Source organism: Nostoc sp. (assembly GCF_036917775.1).
In the GTDB taxonomy this organism is placed as follows: Bacteria; Cyanobacteriota; Cyanobacteriia; order Cyanobacteriales; family Nostocaceae; genus Nostoc.
On sequence record NZ_JBALEQ010000121.1, the window covers coordinates 51,580 to 72,366 of the forward strand.

At 42.9% G+C, this 20,787-nt stretch carries 16 protein-coding genes; 11 read left to right on the top strand and 5 right to left on the bottom strand.

Translation table 11 applies throughout. From position 1 onward, the window contains the following. Positions 1 to 32 precede the first annotated feature (32 nt). The 3 genes from V7K69_RS24835 (at position 33) to V7K69_RS24845 (ending at position 3,695) form a co-directional block, all read left to right on the top strand. Entirely contained in the window at positions 33 to 500 is a 468-nt protein-coding gene (locus V7K69_RS24835) for a DUF2141 domain-containing protein (RefSeq protein ID WP_335039283.1), read from the top strand. A 247-nt stretch (positions 501 to 747) separates the two neighbouring features. Continuing rightward, positions 748 to 2,007 (top strand): glycosyltransferase, encoded by a 1,260-nt coding sequence (locus tag V7K69_RS24840; RefSeq protein WP_335039465.1) that lies wholly within the window; start codon positions 748 to 750, stop codon positions 2,005 to 2,007. 410 nt (positions 2,008 to 2,417) lie between these two features. Beyond that, the gene (locus V7K69_RS24845) at positions 2,418 to 3,695 is read left to right on the top strand and encodes a glycosyltransferase (protein WP_335039285.1); all 1,278 of its coding nucleotides are present in this window, start codon (positions 2,418 to 2,420) and stop codon (positions 3,693 to 3,695) included. Positions 3,696 to 3,917: 222 nt separating this feature from the next. Here the strand turns inward: V7K69_RS24845 and hisA are convergent, their stop codons facing one another. The 3 genes from hisA to V7K69_RS24860 are packed head-to-tail and all read right to left on the bottom strand — an operon-like array spanning position 3,918 to position 5,377. After that, on the bottom strand, positions 3,918 to 4,691 hold the full coding sequence (hisA, locus tag V7K69_RS24850; RefSeq protein WP_335039287.1) for a 1-(5-phosphoribosyl)-5-[(5-phosphoribosylamino)methylideneamino]imidazole-4-carboxamide isomerase: 774 nt from the start codon (positions 4,689 to 4,691) through the stop codon (positions 3,918 to 3,920). Positions 4,692 to 4,745: 54 nt separating this feature from the next. Continuing rightward, complete coding sequence (locus tag V7K69_RS24855) at positions 4,746 to 5,045, bottom strand: DUF3593 domain-containing protein (protein ID WP_335039290.1); 300 nt, start codon at positions 5,043 to 5,045, stop codon at positions 4,746 to 4,748. Continuing rightward, positions 5,042 to 5,377, bottom strand: a complete 336-nt coding sequence (locus V7K69_RS24860) for a DUF2499 domain-containing protein (RefSeq protein WP_190934172.1) — start codon at positions 5,375 to 5,377, stop codon at positions 5,042 to 5,044. Before V7K69_RS24860 ends, V7K69_RS24855 begins: the two co-directional genes overlap by 4 nt. A 193-nt stretch (positions 5,378 to 5,570) precedes the next feature. Here V7K69_RS24860 and csaB point away from each other — a divergent pair, with 193 nt between their 5' ends. Then, positions 5,571 to 6,608 (top strand): polysaccharide pyruvyl transferase CsaB, encoded by a 1,038-nt coding sequence (gene csaB, locus V7K69_RS24865; RefSeq protein WP_335039467.1) that lies wholly within the window; start codon positions 5,571 to 5,573, stop codon positions 6,606 to 6,608. A gap of 128 nt (positions 6,609 to 6,736) precedes the next feature. Further along, positions 6,737 to 8,197: a glycosyltransferase family 87 protein gene (locus V7K69_RS24870; protein WP_335039294.1), complete on the top strand. Its 1,461-nt coding sequence runs from the start codon at positions 6,737 to 6,739 to the stop codon at positions 8,195 to 8,197. 252 nt (positions 8,198 to 8,449) lie between these two features. Here V7K69_RS24870 and pgeF read toward each other — a convergent pair whose 3' ends face one another. Then, the gene (gene pgeF, locus V7K69_RS24875; RefSeq protein WP_335039296.1) at positions 8,450 to 9,232 is read right to left on the bottom strand and encodes a peptidoglycan editing factor PgeF; all 783 of its coding nucleotides are present in this window, start codon (positions 9,230 to 9,232) and stop codon (positions 8,450 to 8,452) included. Positions 9,233 to 9,309: 77 nt separating this feature from the next. On the opposite strand from pgeF, the gene V7K69_RS24880 reads away from it, so the two are divergent. Both V7K69_RS24880 and V7K69_RS24885 read left to right on the top strand, forming a co-directional pair. After that, positions 9,310 to 10,128 (top strand): biotin--[acetyl-CoA-carboxylase] ligase, encoded by an 819-nt coding sequence (locus V7K69_RS24880; RefSeq protein ID WP_335039298.1) that lies wholly within the window; start codon positions 9,310 to 9,312, stop codon positions 10,126 to 10,128. Positions 10,129 to 10,218: 90 nt separating this feature from the next. Continuing rightward, the gene (locus V7K69_RS24885; RefSeq protein WP_335039300.1) at positions 10,219 to 11,763 is read left to right on the top strand and encodes a peptidoglycan DD-metalloendopeptidase family protein; all 1,545 of its coding nucleotides are present in this window, start codon (positions 10,219 to 10,221) and stop codon (positions 11,761 to 11,763) included. A 100-nt stretch (positions 11,764 to 11,863) separates the two neighbouring features. On the opposite strand, the gene V7K69_RS24890 is transcribed toward V7K69_RS24885, so the two are convergent. Then, complete coding sequence (locus tag V7K69_RS24890) at positions 11,864 to 12,544, bottom strand: riboflavin synthase (protein WP_335039302.1); 681 nt, start codon at positions 12,542 to 12,544, stop codon at positions 11,864 to 11,866. Positions 12,545 to 12,884: 340 nt separating this feature from the next. Here V7K69_RS24890 and V7K69_RS24895 point away from each other — a divergent pair, with 340 nt between their 5' ends. From V7K69_RS24895 to metH, 4 genes are all read left to right on the top strand, one after another. Next, the gene (locus V7K69_RS24895) at positions 12,885 to 13,382 is read left to right on the top strand and encodes a bifunctional nuclease family protein (RefSeq protein WP_012406891.1); all 498 of its coding nucleotides are present in this window, start codon (positions 12,885 to 12,887) and stop codon (positions 13,380 to 13,382) included. Positions 13,383 to 13,531: 149 nt separating this feature from the next. Next, positions 13,532 to 14,662 (top strand): aldo/keto reductase, encoded by a 1,131-nt coding sequence (locus V7K69_RS24900; protein WP_335039304.1) that lies wholly within the window; start codon positions 13,532 to 13,534, stop codon positions 14,660 to 14,662. 283 nt (positions 14,663 to 14,945) lie between these two features. Then, positions 14,946 to 16,709 (top strand): ABC transporter ATP-binding protein, encoded by a 1,764-nt coding sequence (locus tag V7K69_RS24905; RefSeq protein ID WP_335039307.1) that lies wholly within the window; start codon positions 14,946 to 14,948, stop codon positions 16,707 to 16,709. Between the two features lie 387 nt (positions 16,710 to 17,096). Further along, positions 17,097 to 20,624, top strand: a complete 3,528-nt coding sequence (metH, locus tag V7K69_RS24910; RefSeq protein ID WP_335039309.1) for a methionine synthase — start codon at positions 17,097 to 17,099, stop codon at positions 20,622 to 20,624. Positions 20,625 to 20,787: the final 163 nt, after the last annotated feature.

Genomic DNA, 20,787 nt, shown 5'->3' on the forward strand with positions numbered 1-20,787 from the left:
GCTCCAAAATCACCTATTTACCCTACAAAACTATGCTGAAATTATCTCATTTGTCTCATGTTTTACTTGCTACTTTAGTGAGCCTCAGCTTTGCTAAAATAGCGAATGCAGAACCAACTACAACATTAAGTGTTGTAGTGAATGGTATACAACACAAAAAAGGTGAGATTTGCTTCCGAGTTTATGCAACTGAACAAGGATTTCCGATGAGTAATTCTAAGGGATCTCAAAGTGGCTGCGCTAAGATTACTGGTAATTCTGTAAGAAAAGAATTCTCCGGTTTGAAACCTGGAAGTTATGCTGTCGCTGTGGTTGACGATCAAAATGGCGATCGCAAACTCAATAAAGACTTTTTTGGTATTCCCACAGAAGGTTTTGGAATTTCCAAAAACCCAACTGTGTCTATACAAACCGGTACACCAAAGTTTCGTGATGCCAGTTTTGTTGTAAATAAAAATACAACAGTCAATATTATCATGAAATATTCGCTGGATTCATAAAGGGAATAGGGGAGAGATTACAAAGTACAGACATTTCCTGTCACCTCTCCCCTAATTACCAATTCTTCAGGATTACTGTTTAGATCACACCTACATATAAACCAATACGGTTCAGTTAAGGGTTAGTGGTGTAGGTAATTGGTCTTTCAAGACGCGATTTATCGCGTCTCTACATCAGGGTTTTGAGCTTATCTGAACTGTATTGACATATAAACAAGCCGATATTCTACCGGAGACTAAAAATTTAATGGAAGATTTGGCGATATTTTTGTCTAAGTCTTTGACGGGTTGGTTGGTTATTCAGGTGTGTTTAACGCTTGTTTTTATATGGTATCTGCGCTCATCTAAAAAAAACTTATTACCAGATGATCAGTTACCCAAAACAGCAGTGATTCTTTGCTTACGCGGAGCCGATCCGTTTTTGCCTAGATGTTTGCGATCGCTCCTGAACCAAAACTATCCACAGTATGATTTAAAATTGATCGTTGATAGTCACGAAGACCCCGCTTGGAAAATTGCTAGTGAAACCATCACAGAGCAAGAAGCGACCAACGTTCAAATTAGCTCTTTGAGAATAGTACGCAACAATTGTAGTCTCAAATGTAGTTCCTTAGTCCAAGCTGTCCGTGAGTTGGATGATTCCTACAAGGTGGTTGCCTTAGTAGATGCTGATACCATAGTCCATGTAAATTGGCTGCGAGAATTAGTCAGTCCTTTAGGTGATGCTAGAGTAGGAGCAACAACAGGTAATCGTTGGTACGTACCTACAGGTAGGTATTGGGGATCTTTAGTTCGCTACATCGGCAATGTATCCACAGTAGTGCAAATGTTTATCTTCCAGATTCCTTGGGGTGGGAGTTTGGCTGTGAAAACAGAAGTACTTCGCCAAACAGAACTGCTAGATAAGTGGGGACAAGCTTTAGGCGAGGATTTTATGATGCACGACATCCTCAAAAAACATGGGTTTCAGGTAAAGTTTGTGCCTTCGCTGCTAATTGTCAATCGTGAAGAGACTGATTTATCCAACTTAATCGACTATCTTAAGCGCCTGATACTTTATTCTCGACTGTATCACCCGCGTTGGCTAGCTTTAGTTAGTGAAGCTGTTTCTAGCATTTTGTTTCCTACTGCACTGATCATCTTAGTTTTAGAGTCCTTCTTACAGGCAAAATGGGAAGCTGCGGCTCTCTTGTTAGGCTGCTATGGTGTTTATACTGTCGGACTACTCTTGATCATGCTCGTGTTGGAATTAGAGATACAGCGAGTGGTTCGCTCTAATGACCAGGCGATCGCAAAATTATCACCTGCTACAATTATCAAAATGTTGATTGGGATTCCCCTAACACAGTGGGTTTATGGACTAGCGATGCTATCATCCATTTGGATCTCAACAGTCACTTGGCGCGGTGTCTCCTATCGGGTTCAAGGCCCTTGGAATGTGCGGCTAGTGGAATATCGCCCTTATCAATGGTTAGATCAGCCTATTGATGGCAAGGTTTCTCTTTGAATTAAATCGCTAAATATGAACTAGGGCATGAAAGTTATTACACTAAACATTCCCTAGTCTTCAAATTATATTATCTTATATTTAGTACAACTATATTAGCTATAACCCTTGTCAGAATACACGTTTTTTATTGTTGATTATCAAAATGTATTTGCATAAAAGGGCAAGGGTTTAGACAAATATATTAAGGGGAATTTTGACTTATTTTTTGGATGTTTTGAGAGCTTCAATCCAGGTTTATAAACATCCACTTCACAATTGAGAATTTCGGCTATTTGAAAATGTGTAAATCCTTAGTCTAACTTTATTAGTGGGAATTTCTGAGCTAGGAAATTAGGATGTTCATGAAACATAAGCTGCGTAAATCCTAAATTGAAAACCAGCATTTTTGTGAAATATTCCCCTTTATTATGACTAAGCAAAAACTTCGCATTGCACTATTTACAGGATTGTATGCTCCTTTCTTGACTGGTGTTTCTGTCGCTGTTCACCAACGAGTTCGTTGGTTGCTAGAGCAAGGACATGAGGTTTTTTTAGTTCATCCGCAAATCAGCGATCGCTATCCCAAAAATGTTGGCAATCGCCCCATGCCAGGTTTGAATGAAATTGAGTCTTTTCCCAATTTCTCTGCTTACGCATTTCCCACAGAACCACTGTTATTCTATAAGTCTCTTCCTCAACCGCTAAATTATCGGCATTGGAGTGATACCAAGTTGCTGGAGAAATTTAAGCCTGATATTATCTTGGTTGAAGAAGCCGCACAAATGAGAGGTTTATACTCATTTTTCTTGCAAGGTTATGGTCGTCCCATCGGTGTCGAATACGCAAAACGAACAGGCACACCAATAATTTCACTTTTCCATACTGATATCGTTGCGTATATCAAATATTATTTTGGAGATAAATTCTTTAACTTTGTTCGTCCGATCGTTCCCGTTTTAGTCAAGCAATTTAGTGAGTCTTATGACTTCAATTACTTTTCTTCTAAAGAACAACTCACTAAATACGAAGAATTGAAATGCCAACGTGCTGAATATGTCCCTTATCAAGGCATCGATTGCGAGAAATTTCATCCGCGCAACATTTGTTACAATCCCATTCCTAACGACAACCGACCAACTATTTTGTTTGTCGGACGCATCACCCCGGAAAAGAATGTCAACCAATTGCTTGATATATTTCCAGTCATAGCTGCCAAAATTCCTGATGTTCATCTGGTAATTGTTGGTAGTGGCCCGATGGATGAAGAGATTCGTGAGCGTGCTAAAAAGTTTGGATCGGGTATTACTATCTGGGGCGAATCCCACGGTACAGAACTTTTAGGCTGGTTTGCGAGAGCAGATATTTTTGTCAACCCCTCCGTCACTGAAAACTTCTGCACTACAAATAACGAAGCCCTAGCATCTGGAACCCCTTTAGTTGCCGTTGTTGCACCCTCAACATCAGAACAGGTGTTTCCTGGTCGTAATGGCTTTCTTGCCCAACCTAACAACCCCACAGACTTTGCTCACAAGGTGATTACGATTCTAGAAAATCCCGATTTGAAGGCAGATATGACTCGGCACGCTCGCCCTTCCATACTTGAATTTGATTGGTCGGCATGTATGCAAAAACTTGAAGACAAACTTTACCAAATTGTCGAAGGATCTCAGAAGGTGAAGGTAGGTACAGGTAGGATGAGACGTTAAATAAATGAGTAATGAGTAATGAGTAAATACCCATTACTTATTACTTCAAAATTAAAGACAGTTGGAGTCGGAGAGCAGCGCCTTGCGGGGGTTCCCCCCGTTGTGGCGACTGCGGAGGATTTAAACTCTAACTCAACTGATACTACGTGTAATGGTTGGGGTCTTAAACCCTTGAATTTACGATAACGATTACAAACGCGATCGCTAATAGAAGAGCGATAATCAAGCAAAACTAGAAAAACCTAGATTGGGTGGAATATCCTGAATCCGCCCAGGGCCGATCGCTCGCAATGCTTCTTTGAGTAAAATATCCCCAGTATACAAAGCACGTCCGACAATTACGCCAGTCACGCCTTGAGGTTCTAACGCCAACAAACTCAACAAATCGGTGAGAGAACTTACACCGCCAGAGGCAATTATCGGGATGGAAATTACCGCCGCAAGTTCTCGCAAAGCTTCTAAATTTGGGCCGATGAGAGTACCATCTCGGTGAATATCTGTGTAAATGATGGCAGCTGCACCCAATTCTTGCATTTGTACAGCTAATTGGGTTGCTAAAACTTCTGAGGTTTCTAACCAACCGCGAGTTGCAACTTTACCGTTACGGGCATCAATGCCAATAATTATCTGTTCAGGAAATTCTGCACACAGCTCTTGTACTAGCTGGGGTTGTTCTACGGCGATGGTTCCGAGAATTGCCCACTGTACGCCTAGATTGAATAATTGTTGCACGCTGGTGCGATCGCGCAATCCTCCACCAATTTCAATGGGCACTGACACTGCGTGAGCGATCGCTTCAATTGCCCCCAAGTTTACTACTTTACCTGCTTTAGCACCATCTAAATCAACTATGTGCAGTCTATTAGCACCCTGATCAACCCATTGTTTGGCAACATCAACGGGATTTTCGCTAAACACTTGCGAGCGATCGTAGTCTCCCTGATACAGTCGCACACATCGACCTTCTAGTAAATCAATTGCTGGAATTACATCCATTTATTTCTCCCTCATAACTCAATGCAATCAAAACCCTAGCTAGCGCTGGGGTTTCTATTTTTGATTTTTGATTTGTAATTGCCTGACAGCTTGCCCAAAACCTAGCACAAGCAAGATGTTAGAAAGAGTCAAAAATACTTCTGCACCACCGTGCAACCAATCTACATTGGCCAAAGACTCGCCATAATGCAATTGGGCGTAAATTCCAGCAGGGATGGTGATAGCCACAAAAACCAGAGTACCGTAAAATCCATACAGCGCTAAACGCGGCATTTGTGGACTCCGGCTGATAAACCACAAGAAACCCAAATAGGGAAACAGTGAAAGTGCAAACAGGGTTTCTTTAGAAATCATTGCTCTAATTTGATAGGTTCTGGTTCAACAGTGTTAGAAGATTTGGTAGAACGCCAGACCAAAAATGCTGCCGCCCAAAGCGTAAAATTACCAACTAAGGTCATGGTAGCTTGAAGTGTTACCAGCCATTCCAGAGATTCGGCGTTATCGAAATAATGCCAGGTACAAGCACACATAGCGCTAACTAAAGCTGGTAACATAGCAAGGGACAATCCCCACCAATTGCGATTATTAGTGAGTTCGCCGTAAGTCCAGATTAACCAAATGGCAACAATCCACTCAATAACGCTAGAAATATGAATAATCCAGGTGGGAATCGATAGGGTGTGCATAAGAAAGTTATGAGTTAGGAATTAAAGACGCGGAATTTAGTGTCTGTACTGGAGTTAAGAATCAACAGTATTAATCTTTTTGTTTTTCTATGGTCTTATTTTCCTACAATACAATTCATCTTTTATTGGCAGGATGGCATCAACGGTTTAAAAAAAGTTGTTAATTTAAAATCTAAAATCCAAAATGGTCAAGATGCGGGCGTTATTGTCTGGGTATTACGGTAAAGGTAATGGTGGTGACGAGGCTTTGTTAGCAACGCTCTTGCAAATGTTACCATCTCACGTAACGCCTGTGGTACTTTCGGGAAATCCAGAGGAAACGCGCGATCGCTACAATGTAGAAACCTACGATCGCATGGCTCCTTTAGCTGTGCTGCAAGCTTTACGCTCCAGTGATGCCTTGATTTGGGGCGGCGGGAGTCTTATTCAAGATGTTACCAGCACTATCAGCCCCTTTTATTATGGCGGAATGATGGCATTGGCGCAGAAAATGGGTTTGAAAACTGTTGCTTGGGCGCAGGGTATTGGCCCATTGGTGCGTCCGCAAACTCGTTGGTTAGCGCGGCAAACCTTTGGTAATTGTAGCAAAGTTAGTGTCCGCGATCGCGCCAGCGCTGCTTTATTATCTGATTGGGAAATTCCTTGTATTATAGCTCCTGACCCGGTTTGGGCGTTGGAATCGAAACCTGTACCGGGACTTTGGGATTTACCTGCGCCGAGAGTTGCGGTAACGTTGCGATCGCATCCCCAACTTACAGAAACACGCCTAGCAAATTTGACTCGTGCTTTGGTGGATTTTCAAAAAGCTACGCAGGCTTTTATCTTACTACTGCCATTTCAAAAAAGTGAAGATTTAAGTATTGCCGAAGCTATTCAACCCCACCTTAAAGATGTCAGCCAGATTTTATGTCTGGAAGATCCACAACTTTTGAAAGGTGTATTTCGCGGCGTGGAAATGGCAATTGGAATGCGTCTACACAGCTTGATTATGGCTGCATCTGTTGGTTGTCGTTGCTTTGCTCTTAGTTATGACCCCAAGGTAAATCGTCTTATGGAAGACTTAGAAATGCCTGGGTGGGATTTGGCGAGTTTACCCGATGATCCTAATTTGATTAGTCTAACTTGGATGGAGCATTATACTAATGGCGATCCTTTATCAGCAGACCAAATACAATCTTTAGTAGATAGGGCATTAATGCACCGTGAGGTATTGAGCCAAGTTTTTATTTGACACTCTCCAGCCATAAATAGCGGAGATTCTAGATCGTTAATTATAAAAGTGTTGTAATTTGATTATAAAAACACACAACTATTTATATTATCTAGGATATACAGAAATAATTCTTGAGATCATTGCTGATGATAAACTTTGGTTTTTGGAACCTAATTATAGTAATTATAGTTGCATTGGTTCTCAAAAATAATTGGCAACTAGACAATGATGAGAAGGTAGCCTGGAAAAATTCTTTATTCTTAAAAGCTTCTGCAATTCAACGGTTAATACAATTTTTTCGTCAACCAATTGTTAACTTTATCATCCAAGCAGTTGTTGTATTAGTAGTAACAAGATTTCTCTGTTATACAGGTTGGCTAGTTTATTTTCTAAATCAGCCAAATCCACCTTTATGGGATTTTAAATGGTTTTATGTGGCGAGTAAATTGGCTCATCAGCATTTGAGTCCTTTTAATGTCGAGATTTTTAACCAAAGTTTCTGTAGCCTAACTAAAACGTGTGGATTTATTCCACCATTTGTCTATCCACCGAATATTATTCCTCTTATCTGGTTTCTCGGTTATTTTTCGCTCAATACTGCGTTTACAATCTGGATTGTGATGCACATATTAGCAATCGGCTTGGCTTTATGGGGAGCGAACATTCTCTTAGAATCGAAGTCGCCAGCTTTCAGAACTATTTGCACAATCTCGGCTGCCTTAATTTATGGCTTAGTTCGTGATCTTCAAGTTGGTAATCTTGCCATTTTCGTTGTAGTTCTCATCTTATGGATGTTTATCTTGGCTAGAAAATATCAGGATATTCCAGCAGGACTTTGCTTGAGTATTGCTGTTTGTAAACCAACATTAGCTGCATTATTCATTCTATATTTTCTATTTAAAAGACGCTTTTCTCTAGTTTTTGTATCTGTTGTCACAGGAACTTCTCTAGTATTTTTAGGTCTAGCATTAACAGGCAATTCTTTGACACAATACCTACCAGATACGGCTCGTGGATTTTCACTTTGGCTTAACGATCCATCTAATAGTCCCTATCTTTCAATTACTCGCCTAGATTTGATGGTAGTGGGCCCAAGGTTATTACCCAATAATCCATTATTTGCCAAGTTATTGTCAGACTTCATTGTTCTGATACTAGTTGGTTTCGTCGGTTGGTATTGGTATCTACAACAATCTATTACAGCCTGGTCAAAAGAAATATACTTAGCCGAAATGGTACTAGTTTGTTGCTTGAGTATTGCCATTAACTATTCACAACAAACTAGTACTGTAATGTTAATACCTGCGGTTGTTTTTTTGCTCAATGATTTGCTATATCAAATCAGATATTATAAATTCTCTATGAGAAGAATGTCTGTTTGGTTATCAGGCATTTGCTTTCTAGCAGTGCAAACAGCAGTTATTCATGGCTGGCTCATCGGCTCTCTAGCAAATCGTTGGAACGTGAAAGCAGGGGAATTACCCTACTTTCTGAAAGTAACGATCTTCGCGCTACCGAGTTATGCAATTCTAGGAATCACCCTGAGTATTTTAGTCTTAGCAATTAGTTCACTGCGTCAAGTCGCTTCGCTCCAAATTAAAAATTAAAAATTATTAATTAAAAATTGCAAGATACTCTCTACGAGACGCTGCGCTATCAGTAGGAGCTTGTACCCCAAATTAATTAAAAATTATTATCCTCCTTAATTTTTAATTAATTAAAAAAAGGTCATAGGTTTTAAAATTTGAACCTTAAAATCCAATACGTTTCAAAGCGCTAGTTGTACAAGATCGTGGGTTTTGAGACGCGATAAATCGCCGTCTCTACAAGTGTTTTGGTCTTATCTGAAGTGTATTGCCTTAAAGTTCTTTACCACTGACAATCCCTGACCACTGCACTTTTTTCTCTTTCTCTCGGCGATAAGAAAAGAAATGCTCTGGAGTTTGGAAAGTACAATAAGGTGCGATCGCAATTTGTTCTGCACTAATCCCCATGTTTTCCAGTTGTAAGGTATTCACTCGCCGCACATCCAGCCTTACTTTTCCCGGATTAGGATCTTCTAGTAAAGGTGAATTTGGTAGCTCATGCAATGCAGTTACAATTTTTTCTTCGTCTTCATGTGGTATAATACTAGCCCCAATTTCAGCAGCCACTTCAATGGAGACTTGGTAAACCTCACCAGTGATCGCCGGGCCCATTGCAATGCGTAAATCATCAAGTTTGCTGCCTTGAGATTGTAATCTAGCGATCGCTAGGGGCACAATTTTCTTAGCAGTTCCTCGCCAACCTGCGTGTAATGCTGCCACCCGTCCAGTTTTCACATCCCCAATTAGCACGGGTGTACAATCTGCACTAGCTACCCAAACGGCTTGGAGAGGCTGCTCGCTCATTAAACCATCCGCCGATGCTAAATCCTCCTCAGCAGAGCTTAAGAAGCTTTCAACTTCTTGGGGGGTGAGAACAGTATTGCCATGAACCTGCTTTAAGCGATAGACTGATGCCTCTGGTTGCAATACTTCTGTGATAACTTGTGGCGATCGCGGCCAAAACTGCTGGGTAAAGAAGCCGTGATGCCAATGTTCCAGAATACTACAAGTTAGATAAGGCAGTCCTTCCCAATTGCGCCAGTGCCAAGTGTGCATCTTCAACCAAACCTAAACAAAAATCACTCATCAGCCAATCAATGCTAACTTGAACAACGGAATTTGGGTTAACTGCTGTGGGATTTAATCTGCAAAACTTGGAATCAGCCTTGAAAGCAGGGCGTAAGCATACATATTTACCATTTTCCCTTCACTTCTTTGAAAGCGTCTCCTCAACAAACCAAACCCTCTGGAACTTACTCCACCAAGGGGCTATTTCAGGAACAGTAGTCATCGCCACTCAGCAATCTGCTGGGCGAGGACAATGGGGACGCGAGTGGATTTCTCCAGTTGGGGGATTATATGTTTCCGTGGCGATTTCTTTCGACCACAAAATAGAAGCGACAGACAGCTACCAGCTAACTTTCGCTACTGCTTGGGGAATTGCGTCTCAATTGCGTCAGCGCGGTATAGATGTTGGGATAAAATGGCCCAATGATTTAGTTTTAAATGGTCGCAAACTAGGCGGCATTTTGACAGAAACCAAAGTAAACAAAGGACAAATCACCCAAGCAGTAATTGGTGTTGGTATTAACTGGACAAATCCAGTCCCCGAAACTGGAATTAATCTGGAATCGTGGCAAGCTTCCCAAGATTTCAGACCAATCTCTTGTCTGGAAATACTCACCTCTACAGTCTTACTGGGAATAGAATCCGGTATGGAGTGCCTTCAACAAGAAGGAGTAAGCATACTATTGTCTCGCTATCTAGACTTGCTTACAAATATGGGCGATCGGGTTTATGTCAATAATCTTTTAGGTACTGTAGTTGGGGTGACTCCTCAAGGAAATTTACGAGTTGATTTAGAAACATACAATACAAAGGAACTAATTACACCGGAAATTTATATTGAACCCGGTACAATCAGTTTGGGGTACCATAAATCTTCCGTTTAAATTTGAGGTTTGTTCAAAATTTCGCTCTTTGGGCAAGACAAACCACTAGCATCATCTCTTTAGGCTAATTACACACAACTGAGAGAACAAATGACGCAGCGCAATAATTCTGCCCATCATCGTTTATATTTATGGCAGCAAGGTCTAACAAAAAAACGTTTTGCCTCAACACTACCAGCTCAGAGCCTCTGTTGGCTGAGTAGTGTCAGCCTCCTTAGCGGCGGCTTTGTGTTTGCCCAAACGGAAGCACAAGTAGATAATATCGTTCCCACTGTTGAAACTTCCCAGCCAACAGTAGTTCCAAATCTAGTTAAAAAGCAGGCTGTTGCACCCGAAGCAGTTCAAGCGCAACCGGAATTTTCCCAACGGCGAGCCAGGCTCAAACAGAGACTACGTAAGCCAGAGGTAGCTCAATCAAAAGAACCAGTTAGGCAGTCTACGCCCAAAATCGAAGCTGCTGAACCTGTTGTTATTATCAGACAGTCAAAACCCAAAGTAGAAACCTCCCAGGTTACTCCTATAAGGGTGAGACAGGAAAAACCCAATACCCCTGCACCTGAAAAACTCCCAGAAGTTGCTCAACCATTGAATAACTCCAACAGTTCTGTTAGTGCAGCGCCAGGTAAAACCAAGGATTATAATAACGCCTATATTGATCCTAATAGTTATGACAGTGGTGCTACAGGTACTTATCAAGCACCAAATTCTGTAATTCTCACAGAACGCTCTAGTGGTTGCCGAGCCATTTTGCCTTCAGGACAAAGCGTATTAGGCGGCGTTTGCGCCAAAGTACCCCAAAGGAATGTAGCTGATTCTAATGGTAAAGCAGCACCTAATTGGCTAAGAAGAAGTCAAAACGCCCAATTGCCAGTAGTTCCAACCGCGCGGCAAGTTGCAACGACTGGCAACAACAGCAGATGGCGTTCTACTCAAAATGGTTATAGTGGTGACACCAAGACCGCATATCGCCCGAATCGGTTTATCCCGAATCCCAGCGAGTTCAGCCCCACAAGAGTGAGTGCAACTCCTATCGCACCCAGTGGTGGGACTTTACCGCCACCAATGGCAGATGGCAACATTGCACCCCGTCCTAGCAACGTAGCTTACGACTTCTCACTAGCATCGGTATTGCCACAAATTCCCTACACAGGAGCAGTTGCCTATAATGGGACGGGGATGATGTATCCCTTGTCTATACCCGCTCCCATTACCTCGTTGTTTGGTTGGCGAGTTCATCCAATCACAGGTAATCAACGCTTCCATGCTGGTACAGACTTAGGTGCGCCTACGGGAACACCTGTTTTAGCAGCAGCAGCTGGTCAAGTCGAAACTGCTAACTGGATGGGTGGTTATGGTTTAACCGTTATCCTGAATCACAAATCGGCTGAACAAACTCTCTACGGTCACATGTCAGAAATCCTTGTTCAACCCGGTCAATGGGTACAACCTGGAACTCTCATCGGCCGAGTTGGCAGCACCGGGGCATCCACAGGCCCTCACCTGCACTTTGAAGTCCGCCACTTAACACCTAACGGTTGGGTTGCTGCTGACCCAGGCGTGGAATTACAAAGCGCCCTCAGCCAGTTAGTAAGAGGCTTGCAAACCGCTCAGGTTATTCAAGAACCAGGCAGTTAGAAGAAGCAGGGGAGCAGGGGGAGCAAGGGGAGCAGGGGGAGAATAAAAAGTTAGCTCTTTCCCCATTCCCCATTCCCCATTCCCCATTCCCCATTCCCACTTACAAATACCCGTGTTCTGCTAAGAATGCGGGTGTAATGCCATCTAAACTTGTTTCATCATGGGCTGTGGTGTTTGGGTTGCCAGAGTAAAGGAATTTTTCGACGTATTTGCCGAGAATATCCCCTTCTAAATTCACCAAACTTCCAGCAACCAAATAGCGAAGATTTGTCTCGCTGTATGTGAGGGGGATTACCGCCACCTTGAACTGAGAGAGTTCTGAGTCATAAGCGGCTACTGTGAGACTGATGCCGTTGACAGCTATGCTACCTTTGGGGACAATGTATCGTGCGATCGCAACGGAAGCAATAAAGGTCATTTCCCAAGAACTAGCCGTTTGTTCTGCCACTAGCAATCGACCGATGCCATCTACATGACCCATCACAAAATGACCGCCAACTTTGCTCCCCACCTTTAGCGACGCTTCTAAATTGACATATCTCTGTTGCGTTTGCTCACCTCCCAACGTCGTGCGGCGTAGCGTTTCCGGTGAAGCTGTGGCGATAAACCCGTCTTTTAAAACTTTTTCTACTGTCAAGCAAACGCCATCTACTGCAACACTGTCACCATAAGCCAAATCTTGCATAATTACTTCACACGAATGGCTCACACAAGTAATTTGCCAAGAATCGCCCCCTAAGGGTTCCATCGTTCCTAATGCTTGGATTAATCCTGTAAACACGGCTTTTTTGTCAAACTAACTCTATTTATTGCCTAAATTTGCCTGAAATGAATTGGTAATTGTCACAGAAATGTCGAACATCCAAGTATATTTTCTGACTTTTTTTCGTATAGGAATATTAACACATTAGCATCCTTCACAAGGCATACTTGGGTAAGAAGGTTATTGTCTAAGAAGACCAATTTGACTTACTCTGGTTTTCACCACAAGTTCGGAGTTTAATAGAAGCAATTATAGAGAACGAATGCTTATGTTTATTACTGGCACCAAACCGCCTAAAAAGGGGTACTATTTGTTACACAGCATCCAAGGCTTTCAAAGCATTGTAGAGGCTTAGGCAATGATTGAAATGAAAGTTGCTGGCATAGCATTAGATGCCATAACCCGCAGCCCGATCGTTCTTTTAAAAGATTCTTCAGATCGACGGGCTTTGCCAATTTACATTGGTCAGGAACAGGCTAGGGCAATTATGGGCGCACTGGAGAATCAAAAGCCTCCCAGACCCTTAACCCACGACCTGATTGTGAATCTTCTAGAGACTTGGAATATGACTCTAGAAAAGGTGATCATTCATTCCCTGCAAAAGGATACATTTTATGCGGCTTTAATCGTTCAGCAAGGCGAGGTTAAAAAAGAAATTGACGCACGGCCTAGCGATGCGATCGCCATTGCTCTCCGTACAAATACCCCCATCTGGGTAATGGAAGAAGTGATTGCCGATGCTTCTATCCCTGTTGATCGTGATGCAGATGAAGCCGAACAGCAAGCCTTCCGTGAATTTATTTCTAATCTCCGTCCTGAAGATTTGATCAAGCGCTTTGGTAATGGCGACAGCTAGGAAAGTGCTGAGTGCTGAGTGCTGAGTGCTGAGAAAGAATAGAGAATCTTAAAAGTAAATTCTTTATTCTTTCTTTTTTTACTTTTCACTCTTGTACAGACAATATTAATCGTCTTTTTACTCAGCACTTACTACTCAGCACTCAATTTATGCAATACCGACGCTTTGGGAAAACGAATCTGCACCTCTCGGTTTTCTCCTTGGGAACAATGCGCTACCTGGCTGATTTTGAAAATGCTCACCAGATAATTGAACAAGCCTTAGCGTTAGGAATTAATCATCTAGAAACCGCCAGAGGTTACGGCAAAAGCGAGGAGTATCTTGGTAGGGCATTAAAAGCTGGGTTATCAGTACCCCGAACGAAGCTTTACATCACTACCAAAATCCCAGCCACAGCAGATGCTGACACCATGCGTCGGTGCATCGACGAATCCCTAGAACGATTACAGCTAGATTATTTAGATTGCTTAGGGGTTCATGGCTTGAACACTTGGCAACATTTGGAGTGGGTGCAAGCCAAAAATGGCTGTATGCAGGCTGTAGAGGAAGCTGTTGCTGATGGTCGAGTGCGACACGTGGGTTTTTCCAGCCACGGGTCATTAGAACTAATTCAGTCAGCTATAAGCACAGATTTTTTTAAGTTTGTCAATCTGCATTACTACTATTTTTTTCAACGGCACGCACCAGCAATTCAACTAGCTGCCGAAAAAGATATGGGCATTTTCATTATTTCCCCTGCTGACAAAGGAGGAAAGCTGTATACGCCACCCCAAATCCTAAAAGACTTGTGTCAGCCGTATTCCCCCTTAGAACTAAGCTATCGTTTTTTACTCGCTGATAACCGTATTAATACTTTAAGTATAGGGCCAGCCAACCCAGATGAATTAATAGAACCTTTGCAAGTTACTGACCATAATGGAGAACTAAAATCAGTAGAAATTTCTGCTTTTGAGAGGTTAGAAAATCACCAAAAACTTGCTTTGGGAACTGATAAATGTAGCCAATGTTATGCTTGTTTGCCTTGTCCAGAAAATATCAATATTCCAGAGATATTGCGGTTACGTAATCTGGCAGTGGCATACGACATGAAAGACTATGGACAATATCGTTACGGAATGTTTGAAAATGCTGGTCACTGGTTCCCTGGAATGAAAGGCGATCGCTGTACAGAATGTGGAGACTGTTTACCTCGGTGTCCAGAAAAGTTAGATATTCCAGCTTTATTGGCAGATACTCACCAAAAATTAAGTGGGAAAGCAGGCCGGAGGTTGTGGGGATAAAAATGTAAACAGGAGTCAGAATTCAGAATGGGCTAAACCTTAGCTATCCGCTAACAGGAGTCAGAATATCCGTTAATTTCAGCATGGTATTCACTACCCAGCCGCATACTCGTCATTCTAGGTACTGAGTTCTGAGTTCTTTGTTGTTAAAATTATATAAAGATTAAAAGAATCAGGAAGATCCGCCCAAGTTGGGGTATCTTTTCCAAAAAAAGATGAAAATTAAAAAAAAAGAAATATCCTACGCCAATCCCTGACAGTTTTCCGCTACAGTGGACGGGCTGTGAACTTGGTATGGACTACCAGCCGATCGCTTACTATTCTTCTGGCGAGTTTAACAATAGTTGCTGGTCTTTTACCGGCGGCGATATCTTACATCAGTAAGTTAATTGTTGATGCAGTGGTAGTAGCATCTCAAGTTAATTCACAAAGCAATGGTTTTGTCAATATTTATCCTTCTTTATTTTATGTAGGATTAGAAGCGATCGCTGTAATTCTACTAGCGGGTAGTCAACGGGGAATCCTCATTTGCCAGTCATTATTGCGGGCGCTAATGGGTCAGCGAGTGAATGTACTCATCTTAGAAAAGGCGCTGACACTGGATCTTAGGCAGTTTGAAGACTCAGAATTTTATGACAAATTGACCAACGCCCGACGAGAAGCATCAGTTCGTCCGCTTTCGTTAGTCAACCGCACCTTTGGATTGGTGCAAAATGCCCTTTCCCTGTTCACCTACGGTATTTTACTAGTAAATTTCTCAGCTTGGGCGGTGGTGGTGCTGATTTTGGCAGCGATGCCTGTATTTATTGCCGAAACAAAGTTTGCTGGAGAAGGCTTTCGCCTATTTAGTTGGCGGGCGGCAGAAACTCGTCAACAGCATTACTTAGAAAATCTGTTAGCAAGAGAAGATTTTGTCACAGAAGTCAAACTCTACCAGTTGGGAGAGATGCTGCTAGGGCGTTACCGCAACCTGTTTCATCAACTCTATGGCGAAGACCGTGATTTAACTCTGCGGCGAGGGTTCTGGGGCTATCTACTGGGTTTAGTGAGTACTGGTGCTTTTTACCTAGCTTATGCTTGGATTGTATTAGAAACAGTACAAGGTAAGATTTCCTTGGGAGATATGACCATGTATCTCACCGTTTTTCGCCAAGGACAATCAACTTTCTCCAATGCCCTCACATCTATTGGAGGGATGTATGAAGACAACCTATATCTATCAAATCTCTACGATTTCCTAGAAGAAGAAGTACCAAAGTCTTGGGGTAAGGCAACCATTGGTTTAAATCCCCAAGATGGTATCCGTTTTGAGAACGTATCATTTACTTATCCGGGAAGTTCTAAACCAGCCTTGACAAACATTTCGCTACACTTAAAACCCAGAGAAAAACTGGCAATTGTGGGTGAAAACGGTTCCGGTAAGACTACTTTAATCAAACTACTTACCCGACTCTACACCCCAGACTCTGGAAGAATTTTCTTAGATGGCTTGGATTTGCAGGAATGGGATGTGGATGTGTTGCGTCGTCGTATTGGTGTGATTTTCCAGAACTTTGTCCGCTATCAGTTCACTGTGGGTGAGAATATCGGGGTGGGTGATGTAGAACATCTCGAAAATAAAAGCCTTTGGCAAACTGCTGCGGAAAAAGGCATGGCCCAATCTTTTATTGACCAATTACCCCAAAGCTTCCAGACTCAACTTGGGCGTTGGTTTAAAGGAGGACAAGAACTTTCGGGGGGACAGTGGCAGAAAATTGCTTTGTCTCGTGCTTTTATGCGATCGCAAGCAGATATCTTAGTATTGGATGAACCAACATCAGCAATAGATGCCCAAGCTGAATTTGAGATTTTCAATCATTTTCGCGCTATTACTCAAAATCAGATGGTACTTTTGATTTCCCATCGCTTTTCTACAGTCCGAATGGCTGACAAAATCGTAGTTATAGAAAATGGCGAAGTTATAGAACAGGGAACTCATGAAGAATTATTACAGCTAAAAGGGCGTTATGCCAAGTTGTTTCTGTTACAAGCAGCTGGTTATCAGTAAATCGCTATTTGAAGGAGGCAGGAGGCAGAAGGCAGGAGGTTTTATTAAGAAGGGGATTCAGACAGCTCCTTAATAAGAGCCACCAAATATTTCAATTTGCTGTTCTTGTCTTAAGCCCCTGTTCCCTTTGGTCACGGCAGGAAACAGATAGCGTCGGCGGCGAGCGAGTCTGCGTACTCCTACGGTGAAGCAAGCTACGCGCAGCGTCTCGTAGAGAGCGTCGTCGGACATTTTTCCTCCTGCCTCCTGCCCTCTGCCTCCTGCCTTCCTTGATAAAGAAAACCAGACTTTATTAAAGGCTGCCACAAATATCACAATTTTGGAAAATAATAAAGTAAGTCGAGTATCACAAGACTCACTTGATGTCCTCATTTATTCTAGGAAAATATGACTCATTCTTTCCTTGAACGCTTGCGTAGTCCAGATAGCCCAGTCCTCGTCTTCGACGGGGCGATGGGAACCAACCTGCAAACCCAAAACCTGACTGCTGAAGACTTCGGCGGCCCACAGTATGAAGGTTGTAACGAATACTTAGTCCACACCAAACCCGAAGCAGTCGCTAAGGTTCATCGAGACTTTCTCGCTGCTGGTGCAGACGTAATTGAAACGGATACCTTTGGTAGTACATCATTGGTGCTGGCAGAATATGACTTAGCAGACCAAGCGTATTACCTCAGCAAGACAGCCGCAGAATTAGCCAAGCGTGTGGCTGCGGAATTTTCCACGCCAGAAAAACCCCGGTTTGTGGCAGGTTCTATCGGCCCGACAACAAAACTCCCTACCTTGGGACATATTGACTTTGACACCATGAAAGCCACTTTTGCTGAACAAGCAGAAGCGCTATGGGATGGTGGTGTTGATTTATTTTTGGTGGAAACTTGCCAAGACGTGCTGCAAATTAAGGCGGCGCTGAATGGAATTGAAGAAGTGTTTGCCAAAAAAGGCGATCGCAGACCGTTGATGGTGTCTGTGACAATGGAAAGCATGGGCACAATGTTGGTTGGTTCAGAAATCAGTGCTGTGCTGACAATTCTGGAACCTTACCCAATAGATATTCTTGGTCTAAACTGCGCCACAGGTCCAGACTTGATGAAACCACATATCAAGTATTTGGCAGAACATTCACCTTTCATCGTTTCCTGTATACCCAACGCGGGTTTACCCGAAAACGTCGGTGGTCAAGCACACTACCGCCTGACACCGTTAGAATTACGGATGTCATTGATGCACTTTGTTGAAGATTTGGGTGTCCAAGTGATCGGGGGTTGCTGTGGGACTCGTCCAGAACACATTCAACAATTGGCAGAAGCCGCCAAAGACCTGAAGCCAAAAGTTAGACAGCCAAGTTTAGAACCAGCAGCAGCATCAATTTACACCACTCAGCCCTACGACCAAGATAATTCCTTCTTGATTGTTGGCGAACGTCTCAACGCCAGTGGTTCCAAGAAGTGCCGCGATTTACTAAATGCCGAAGATTGGGATGGACTCGTTTCAATGGCGAGGGCGCAAGTCAAAGAAGGCGCACACATCCTCGATGTCAACGTCGATTATGTGGGACGCGACGGCGTGCGCGATATGCACGAATTAGTTTCACGCATTGTTAATAATGTGACACTGCCTTTAATGCTTGACTCCACCGAATGGGAAAAGATGGAGGCGGGTTTAAAGGTTGCCGGTGGTAAGTGTTTGCTTAATTCCACCAACTACGAAGATGGGGAACCGCGCTTTTTAAAGGTGCTGGAGTTGGCGAAAAAATACGGGGCAGGTGTCATCATTGGTACTATCGATGAAGATGGGATGGCGCGGACAGCAGACAAAAAGTTTGCGATCGCCCAACGCGCATACCGTCAAGCTGTAGAATATGGCATACCACCCACCGAAATATTCTTTGATACCCTCGCGTTACCAATTTCCACTGGGATTGAAGAAGACCGAGAAAACGGTAAAGCCACAATTGAGTCTATCCGGCGGATTCGTGAAGGATTGCCTGGATGTCATGTAATTTTGGGTGTTTCCAATATTTCCTTTGGTTTGAATCCAGCCTCGCGGATGGTGCTGAACTCAGTGTTTTTACACGAGGCGACGACGGCGGGAATGGATGCAGCCATTGTCAGCGCTAACAAAATTTTACCGTTGTCCAAGATTGAGGCACGCCATCAAGAAATTTGTCGGCAGTTGATTTATGACGAACGGAAATTTGAGGGTAATGTTTGCGTTTACGATCCCTTGGGAGAGCTTACCACAGCGTTTGCTGGGGTGACAACTAAGCGCGATCGCTCTTTAGATGAAAGTCTCCCCATCCCAGAACGCCTCACACGCCATATCATCGACGGCGAACGCATTGGCTTAGAAGAACATCTCAAAAAAGCCTTAGAAGAACATCCCCCCTTGGAGATTATCAACACCTTCCTGCTAGATGGGATGAAAGTTGTCGGGGAATTGTTCGGTTCTGGACAAATGCAGTTACCCTTCGTTTTGCAATCTGCCGAAACCATGAAAGCGGCGGTGGCATTTCTAGAACCGTTCATGGAAAAATCAGAATCAGGCAACAATGCCAAGGGAACCTTTCTCATTGCCACAGTCAAAGGCGATGTCCACGACATTGGTAAAAACTTGGTAGATATCATCTTGTCTAACAACGGCTACAAGGTGATTAACCTGGGAATTAAACAACCAGTGGAAAATATCATCAACGCTTACGAACAGCACAAACCTGATTGTATAGCCATGAGTGGTTTGCTGGTAAAATCCACCGCCTTCATGAAAGAAAACTTGGAGGTATTCAACGAAAAGGGAATTAGTGTCCCCGTAATTTTAGGTGGTGCGGCGCTGACTCCCAAATTTGTGTATGAAGATTGCCAAAATACCTATAAAGGTAAAGTCGTTTATGGCAAAGATGCCTTTTCTGACTTGCACTTCATGGATAAATTAATGCCAGCAAAGGCAACTAATAACTGGGAGGATTTGCAAGGATTTTTGAACGAAGTGGAAACTACTGAAGTTTCTACAAATGGCCACAAAGAACCAAAAGCTAAGACTTCTGAAGAAACATCTGCTGAACCAAAAGTAGTAGATACAAGGCGTTCTGATGCTGTAGAGATAGATATTGAACGTCCCACACCGCCTTTCTGGGGGACGCAGTTGTTGCAGCCTAGTGATATTCCCATTGAGGAAATATTCTGGCACTTAGATTTACAAGCTTTAGTTGCTGGACAGTGGCAATTTCGCAAACCCAAGGAACAATCTAAGGAAGAATATCAGGCTTTCTTAGCTGAGAAAGTTTACCCAATTTTAGAAACTTGGAAACAGCGAATTATTGAAGAAAATCTGTTGCATCCCCAGGTGATTTATGGGTATTTCCCTTGTCAGTCTGAAGGAAATTCTCTACATATATATGACTCAGAGAACCAATCTCAACAGGTTACAACTTTCGAGTTTCCCAGACAAAAATCATTAAGGCGGCTGTGCATAGCAGATTTCTTTGCACCAAAGGAATCGGGAATTATTGATGTCTTCCCCATGCAGGCGGTGACTGTAGGGGAGATTGCCACAGAGTTCGCCCAAAAGCTGTTTGCTGCCAATCAATACACCGATTATCTGTATTTCCACGGTATGGCGGTACAGGTTGCAGAGGCTGTAGCTGAGTGGACACACGCCAGAATTCGCCGAGAGTTAGGTTTTACTGCTGAAGAACCCGACAATATTCGGGATATATTAGCACAACGCTATCGTGGCTCACGGTATAGTTTTGGTTATCCAGCTTGCCCGAATATCCAAGACCAATACAAGCAACTGGAATTATTGCAGACTGACAGAATTAAATTGTATATGGATGAAAGTGAACAACTTTATCCAGAACAGTCCACCACTGCAATTATTACTTACCACCCAGTAGCAAAATACTTTAGCGCGTAACCCATATCGCCTCCCCCTCTCCTTATCCTTAATAAGGAGAGCAGGGTGGTTTCATACAAAGAAAGAAAAAACCTTTTGGACTTGATTGGCTAAAGCACGTTGAACTTGAGGGATAGTGCGAAAACTGAGAAATGTGGCAAGAGTGATGATTGGAGTACATATA

What these genes read in the sequence shown, in the direction of transcription:
- csaB (WP_335039467.1), top strand. Translation starts at nt 5,571, where the DNA reads ATGCGGGCGTTATTGTCTGGGTATTACGGTAAAGGTAATGGTGGTGAC.
- pgeF (WP_335039296.1), bottom strand. Translation starts at nt 9,232, where the DNA reads ATGCACACTTGGCACTGGCGCAATTGGGAAGGACTGCCTTATCTAACT.
- V7K69_RS24845 (WP_335039285.1), top strand. Translation starts at nt 2,418, where the DNA reads ATGACTAAGCAAAAACTTCGCATTGCACTATTTACAGGATTGTATGCT.
- V7K69_RS24900 (WP_335039304.1), top strand. Translation starts at nt 13,532, where the DNA reads ATGCAATACCGACGCTTTGGGAAAACGAATCTGCACCTCTCGGTTTTC.
- V7K69_RS24870 (WP_335039294.1), top strand. Translation starts at nt 6,737, where the DNA reads ATGATAAACTTTGGTTTTTGGAACCTAATTATAGTAATTATAGTTGCA.
- V7K69_RS24895 (WP_012406891.1), top strand. Translation starts at nt 12,885, where the DNA reads ATGATTGAAATGAAAGTTGCTGGCATAGCATTAGATGCCATAACCCGC.
- V7K69_RS24885 (WP_335039300.1), top strand. Translation starts at nt 10,219, where the DNA reads ATGACGCAGCGCAATAATTCTGCCCATCATCGTTTATATTTATGGCAG.
- V7K69_RS24855 (WP_335039290.1), bottom strand. Translation starts at nt 5,045, where the DNA reads ATGATTTCTAAAGAAACCCTGTTTGCACTTTCACTGTTTCCCTATTTG.
- V7K69_RS24835 (WP_335039283.1), top strand. Translation starts at nt 33, where the DNA reads ATGCTGAAATTATCTCATTTGTCTCATGTTTTACTTGCTACTTTAGTG.
- metH (WP_335039309.1), top strand. Translation starts at nt 17,097, where the DNA reads ATGACTCATTCTTTCCTTGAACGCTTGCGTAGTCCAGATAGCCCAGTC.
- V7K69_RS24840 (WP_335039465.1), top strand. Translation starts at nt 748, where the DNA reads ATGGAAGATTTGGCGATATTTTTGTCTAAGTCTTTGACGGGTTGGTTG.
- hisA (WP_335039287.1), bottom strand. Translation starts at nt 4,691, where the DNA reads ATGGATGTAATTCCAGCAATTGATTTACTAGAAGGTCGATGTGTGCGA.
- V7K69_RS24860 (WP_190934172.1), bottom strand. Translation starts at nt 5,377, where the DNA reads ATGCACACCCTATCGATTCCCACCTGGATTATTCATATTTCTAGCGTT.